This window comes from Gammaproteobacteria bacterium, assembly GCA_022340215.1.
Lineage (GTDB): Bacteria > Pseudomonadota > Gammaproteobacteria > JAJDOJ01 > JAJDOJ01 > JAJDOJ01.
This window is the reverse complement of sequence record JAJDOJ010000021.1, coordinates 1-3,734: the sequence shown is the minus strand read 5'-3', so window position 1 is coordinate 3,734 and position 3,734 is coordinate 1. Positions and strand designations below refer to the sequence as shown.

Here is a 3,734-nt window from a genome sequence, read left to right as displayed (position 1 = left end):
GGGGAGAGGCGCGTTCGAGCCGATCCTGGTTCAACTGCTGGACGATGGAACTTGCCGCGCAGGCCGGGAAGGGCAAGCTCTTGCGTCAGAACCTGTATGAAGTCGTCCCTGGCGATGCGATCAAGTCGTCGGAGAGCTACGAGTTTCAGGCAGCTATCGCAGCGACCGACGATATCGACGCGGTCAACGAGGAGTTGCCTTTTGCGGTCGTGAGTCCGGATGCGCCGGCGCCGGAGGTCGAATAATCACCAAACTGTGTCGCGGGGTCGGTGGTAGGGTCGAGGACTGGCGCGGTGGCCCGTAGGGCATCCCTTGGCTGTATCCGGGGTTTCCCCCTTCGTGCCCGTGTAGGGACGTCCGTGGCTCCGTCTCCAGCCCCCGCCACCTCGCACGCAGCATGCGGATTTCCCGCACTACGCGCTCCTGCACACTTCTCGTCAAGAGTTATGAGACCTTCCGGCTGGAGCAACTTTCGGTGATGACACGAGGTATCGCACGCGGTAGTCATCGTATAGTCCGAGAGCCTCGTGCAGCCACTGCCTACTCCACCGCTTCCAGCCGAAGCCTCGACGCAATCGGGCTCGCGCCAGGTGGCGCCGTATCTTCTTTTCCACCCAGTTTCGGATGAACGACAAGCACCGACTCGAGTGCCCCACCGAGAAGTAGTTTACCCAGCCCCGCAGGATCGGATTGATCTCTGCGACCAATGCCTGGGTTGGCTGGGATCTGTAGCGACCGAACCACACCTTGAGTTTCCGCAACAACGCCGTGCGCTTCTTCAGCAGTGGCGTACGCAACGGCATCCACCGCCCCGCACGACTCCGCACTCGGCGAAACTCAAATCCGAGGAATCCGAAGCTCTCTCCGCTCCTCAGGTCCACCCGCCGGCTCTTCTCCTCGTTTACCTCCACTTGCAGTTTGGCCAACTCCTCCCGAAGCCGCTGCTCCACCGCCTCGCGAAGCCACCGATGCCGCGGATGGGAATCCACCAAGATCACCAGATCGTCGGCACACCGAGCGTACTCGACCGCTGTCCAGCGACCATAACGCGTGACCTCCTTTGCTCGCTCCAGCATCCTGTCCACCTCGTTGAGGTACAGGTTGCTGAGCAAAGGGGAAATCACACCGCCCTGGGGAACTCCCCGCTTCCCAGATGCTCTCAGAATCATCTTGAGCAAGTGCATCACGTCATCGTCCTTCACTCGCTTCGCCACCTTCTCTAACACGATGTGATGTCGCACCGTGTCGAAGTAGCAGCGGAGATCAAGATCGATGACATCGGTCTTGCCCTGGATGATCGCATCCGAGACACGTTGAACCGCGCCATGCGGCGACCTCTTGGGCCGGTAGCCATACGACCCCGGCTGAAAGTCCGCCTCGAAGATCGGTTCCAGGATGAGCTTGAGTGCTCCCTGGACCACCCGGTCCCGGATAGCAGGAATCGAGAGCACGCGGACCTTATCGCCGCCGTCCTTCGGGATTCCTACCTTCCGAACCCGCAGGGGGCGGTACGTGCGCTCGCTAAGCTCCTTCCGGAGCTGCTCGACGAACTGTTCCACGCCTGACGCCTCGATCGCCTCGAACGTTACCCCGTCAATTCCAGGGGCTCCTTTGTTCTTCTTGGCCAGCCGATACGCCTCATAGAGCGTTTCCGTCTTGCACGCGTGCACGTACAGACCCCAAAAGCGCCAAGACGGTTCAGCCTTCGCCTTGACGTATATCCTTCGTCTCAGGTCCTGCAGGTCCCCGGGTGTTTTTATCATTTCACCCCTGCCTTCCTTGTTGACGAAGGAGTTGTGTGCAGCAGGGTCCCTTCGCTCCACGGGCGTTACCCCGCTTCATTGCTACTACGGGCCCGGCCGCCACCGTCTCGTCTTCGACCGACTTCCCGGGGTCTCCGGTTATACGGCCGATTCTGCTCCGCCGATTTCTCGATGGGACGAGGACGGCTTCTCCAGTTGCTCGGCATGTCCTTGTCACCGTGCTGCCCCTACCACCCCGCCGGAGTGACTCGTCGCGGCAGTCAGATTGCAACCAGTCATGCTGCCTTCGCCCGAAGACAGAGGGCTCGGCCTCCGGAACCTATTTCTGACGAGGCCACCTATGGGTTCACTTGCGTTACGGCCCGGTAACTCGCTCACCGTCCCGAAGACGGCTTTGTCAGCCAGCTTCACCAGATTCGTTTCCTCCACTGATGTGACCCAAGCTACGGGGCTTCTGACTCTTGCCCCGGTGGGACTTACCCCCACTGAACATGCCAGCCTTTGCTGGACGCACTGCCTCCCGAAAAGTCCGTCCGCGCTGATTCTAAACGAGTTTCTCCCCGTCGCGGCCCGCCTGGGCAAGCTCCGCTAGAATCCCCGGTTTCCAGCCTCAACCGAGGGACCGCATGCTTCCGCTCGATCTCATCCGGGCCATTCTTCGAGTTCTTCTCGCTAACCGAGCCGCGCTGATCGCGGAAAACCTGGCTCTTCGCCAGCAATTGGCCGTCGTCAACCATGCCGCCAAACGGCCCCGCCTCCGTCGGCGAGACCGCATCTTCTGGGTCTGGCTTTCCAAGTTGTGGCGTGGCTGGCGATCCGCGCTTGTCGTCGTCCAGCCGGACACGGTCGTGCGCTGGCACCGACGAGGTTTCCGATTGTACTGGCGATGGAAGTCGAGGAGGAATGGCCGACCGAAGATCGAAACCGAGGTTCGCGCGTTGATCCGGCGCGTCTCTCGGGAGAACCCGCTGTGGGGGGCACCGCGCATCCGGGCCGAGCTGGCCCTGCTTGGTCATGATGTCGCCGAATCCACAATCGCCAAGTACATGGTTTGCAACCGGCCCGGCCGGCCGCCGTCGCAGACGTGGAGATCGTTCCTCGCGAACCACATGGACTGCACCGCGGCCTGCGACTTCTTCGTCGTGCCGACGGTCACCTTTCGGCTGCTCTACTGCTTCGTCATCCTCGCGCACGAACGAAGACGCATCCTCCACTTCAACGTCACGGATCACCCTACGGCGCAGTGGGCCGCCCAGCAGATCGTCGAGGCCTTCCCGGCGGACGGCAGCGAGCCCAGATACCTGCTCCGTGATCGAGACGGGATCTATGGCGACTACTTCCGGCATCGACTCAAGAACATGGGCATCGATGAAGTGCTCATCGCGCCGAGATCGCCCTGGCAGAATCCCTTTGCGGAGCGCGTGATCGGCTCCTTCCGTCGAGAGTGCGTCGACCACTTGGTCGTGCTGAGCGAATCGCACCTCAGACGGATCCTCCGGGCGTATGTCACCTACTACAACGGCTCCCGTTGTCACGGCTCATTGGCTGGCAACTCACCGCTGGGACGCGAAGTTGAGCCGCCACCAGCAGGCCGGGTGACAGCGATTCCCCACGTCGGCGGACTGCACCACCGGTACACTCGCGCTGCTTGACTGACAGCGTCCCCGCGTGGATCTTGATTCGCAGGCGACGCTCGAAGTGCGCGCGTCTCCCCTGCGGCTCTGCAGGCTGACCTCGTTCGCGGCCCTGAACCCTCGCCAAATCTCACGTTGCACCTGTCCGTGACCGTAACTCCCCGATCGCGATGCAGCAACTCAGCTCGATCCTGGCCTCGGATGGGTTTTTCGGGAGGGACAAGGATCTGCCACGGCTGAAGGACGACGGCCATCGGTCGATCATGCATACTTCCCGAGACAATTGACAGCTATCCGCGAGCGCCGCAACCGCGTAGAATTGCCCAGGAGGTGTGCC

At 61.8% G+C, this 3,734-nt stretch carries 3 protein-coding genes; 2 read left to right on the top strand and 1 reads right to left on the bottom strand.

What is annotated here, in order from left to right; all coding sequences use genetic code 11:
- Nucleotides 1-245 (top strand): hypothetical protein (locus LJE91_01245; protein ID MCG6867382.1); only part of this gene is annotated, 245 nt, incomplete at its 5' end.
- A 192-nt stretch (nucleotides 246-437) separates the two neighbouring features.
- Here the strand turns inward: LJE91_01245 and ltrA are convergent.
- A complete protein-coding gene (gene ltrA, locus LJE91_01240) occupies nucleotides 438-1,763 on the bottom strand; it encodes a group II intron reverse transcriptase/maturase (protein ID MCG6867381.1) in 1,326 nt (441 codons plus the stop codon).
- 626 nt (nucleotides 1,764-2,389) lie between these two features.
- Here ltrA and LJE91_01235 point away from each other — a divergent pair.
- The gene (locus LJE91_01235) at nucleotides 2,390-3,415 is read left to right on the top strand and encodes an integrase core domain-containing protein (GenBank protein ID MCG6867380.1); all 1,026 of its coding nucleotides are present in this window, start codon (nucleotides 2,390-2,392) and stop codon (nucleotides 3,413-3,415) included.
- Nucleotides 3,416-3,734: the final 319 nt, after the last annotated feature.

Excerpts from the sequence above, each read along its gene's own strand:
- LJE91_01235 (MCG6867380.1), top strand. The coding sequence starts at position 2,390 with ATGCTTCCGCTCGATCTCATCCGGGCCATTCTTCGAGTTCTTCTCGCT.
- ltrA (MCG6867381.1), bottom strand. The coding sequence starts at position 1,763 with ATGATAAAAACACCCGGGGACCTGCAGGACCTGAGACGAAGGATATAC.